At 66.1% G+C, this 2,744-nt stretch carries 1 protein-coding gene; it reads left to right on the top strand.

Annotation, left to right across the window (positions count from 1 at the left end; translation table 11 throughout):
- On the top strand, positions 1 to 2,744 hold a 2,744-nt coding region (locus tag A5695_RS22495), incomplete at both ends, for a condensation domain-containing protein (RefSeq protein ID WP_156749805.1).

The raw sequence follows: 2,744 nt of genomic DNA, 5'->3' as shown, positions 1-2,744 counted from the left end.
GTCGAAGAAATCCTGGCCGGCATCTACGCCGAGGTCCTCGGGGTGCAGCGGGTCGGCGTGCATGACTCGTTCTTCGAGTTGGGTGGCGATTCGTTGGCGGCCATACGTTTGATCGCGGCGGTTAACGTGTGCTTGGATGCCGATCTTTCGGTGCGGGCGGTGTTCGAGGCGCCGGCGGTGGCCCGATTGGCGGCGCGTATCGGCGGGGGCGAGGGCAGGCGCGAGCCGCTGGTGGCTGTCGAGCGGCCTGCGGTCGTTCCGTTGTCATTTGCGCAGTCGCGGTTGTGGTTCATCGACCAGTTGCAGGGGCGTTCAGCGGTTTACAACATGCCGATCGCGCTACGGCTGCGCGGCGAACTGAATGCCGACGCGCTCGGGACAGCGCTGGCCGATGTGGTGGCCCGGCACGAGAGCCTGCGCACGATGTTTGTGGCGCCCGAGGGGATGCCGCAGCAGCTGGTCATCTCTGCCGGGCAGGTCGACGTGGGTTGGGATGTCGTTGACGCCACCGCGTGGTCAGTCGCGCAGGTCGGTGGGGGCGTCGAGGAAGTGGTGCGACACCCGTTCGACCTGGCCGCCGAAATTCCCTTGCGGACACGGCTTTTCCGGGTGAATGAGGATGAGCACGTCCTGGTGGGCGTGGTGCACCATGTCGCTGCGGATGGGCTGTCGATCGGACCGCTGATGCGTGATCTGGGCGTGGCCTATGCCAGCAGGTGCCAAGGGCGCGCGCCCGATTGGGCGCCGTTGACCGTGCAGTATGCCGATTACACATTGTGGCAGCGTGCCAGGTTGGGTGATCTCGAGGACGAGACCAGTCGTGTCGCCGCCCAGCTGGCCTACTGGCAGGATGTCCTGGCCGGCATGCCCGAGCGATTGGCGCTTCCCACCGATCGGCCCTACCCGGTGGTGGCTGACCACCGCGGTGCCACCGTGGAGCTCGACTGGCCGGCCGAATTGCAACGGCAGGTCGTCACGGTGGCACGCGAACACAGCGCAACCACCTTCATGGTGCTGCAGGCTGCCTTGGCGGTGCTGCTGTCCAAGCTGAGCGCGAGTTCGGATGTGGCGGTGGGCTTCCCGATCGCCGGCCGCTCCGATCCCGCCCTGGACGACTTGATCGGGTTCTTCGTCAACACCTTGGTGCTGAGGGTGGATCTTTCCGGGGATCCCGCCGTCGGCGAGGTGCTGGCCCAGGTGCGTCGGCGCAGCCTGGACGCCTACGAGCACCAAGATGTGCCCTTTGAAGTGCTCGTCGAACGACTCAACCCTCCCCGGTCATTGAGCCACCACCCAGTGGTCCAGGTGCTGTTCGCCTGGCAGGACTCCGCCGGGCTCAACGGTAGCCCCGCGGCCGGTTCATCCTTGGGCGAGTTGCAGATCAAGCCACTGCCTGTGGACACCCGCACCGCCCGGATGGACTTGATGTTCAACCTGGCGGACCGTTTCACCGAGTCGGGTGAGCCGAACGGAATCGGCGGCACGGTGGAGTTCCGCACGGACGTGTTCGACGCGGTGACCATCGAGATCCTGGTTGGGCGGTTCCAGCGGGTGCTGGCGGCCATGGTCGCCGACCCGGGGAAACGGCTGTCATCGATCGATGTGCTCAGTCAGAACGAGCTCACCCGGCTTGATCGGTGGGGTAATCGGGCGGTGTTGACGGCGGCGGTGCCGGCGTCGGGTTCGATTCCGGCGGTGTTCGCTCAGCAGGTGGCGCGGACACCGCAAGCGGTGGCGGTCACCTTTGAGGACCGCGGTGTGAGCTATCGCGAGCTTGATGAGGCCTCGGATCGGTTGGCGCAGTTGTTGGTTGATCGCGGGGTGGGCCCGGGGTGTTTGGTGGGGTTGTTGTGTGCGCGTTCTGTGCAGGCGATCACGGCGATGGTGGCGGTGCTCAAGGCGGGGGCCGCCTATGTCCCCATCGACCCGGCACTGCCGCTGGAGCGCTTGGGGTTCCTGCTTGCTGACGCGGCGCCCGTGTTGGTGTTGGCGACGGCGGGGCTGGGTGGGGTGCTGACTGGGTTCGATGTGGCGGTGCTGGAGTTGGATGATCGGGCCGTCGGTGGTGGGCCGGCCACCGGGTTGCCGGTGCCCGCGCCGGGGGATGTCGCGTATCTGATTTATACCTCGGGTACCACCGGTGTTCCTAAAGGTGTTGCGGTCACGCATCATAACGTCACCGAGCTGCTGGCGGCCCTGCAAGACCAAGTGCCCGCGGATGCGGCCCACGTGTGGTCACAGTGTCACTCGTTGGCGTTCGATTACTCGGTGTGGGAGATCTGGGGTGCGCTGCTGCGTGGCGGTCGGCTGGTGGTGGTGCCCGACGACGTGGTGCGGTCGCCGCAGGACTTGCATGCCTTGTTGGTTGGTGAGCGGGTCACCGTCTTGAGTCAGACGCCGTCGGCGTTTTATGCGCTGCAAACCGCCGACGCCCTCGCCCCCGAGCCTGGAGAACAACTGTCGCTGCAGGCGGTGGTGTTCGGCGGGGAAGCCCTTGAACCGCAGCGCCTTCGGACCTGGCTGGACCATCATCCGGCTCGGCCGCGCTTGATCAACATGTACGGCACGACTGAAACCACGGTGCACGCGTCGTATCGGGAGATCGGCGCCGGCGATCTGGAGGGCGCGGTCAGTCCGATCGGTGGGCCGTTGGAGCACCTTGCGTTTTTTGTGTTGGATTCCTGGTTGCGTCCGGTGCCGGTTGGTGTGGTGGGTGAGTTGTATGTGGCCGGTGCTGGTGTGGG

The organism is Mycobacterium sp. E1747 (assembly GCF_001667775.1).
Lineage (GTDB): Bacteria > Actinomycetota > Actinomycetes > Mycobacteriales > Mycobacteriaceae > Mycobacterium.
This window is presented reverse-complemented; position numbering and strand designations above follow the sequence as displayed.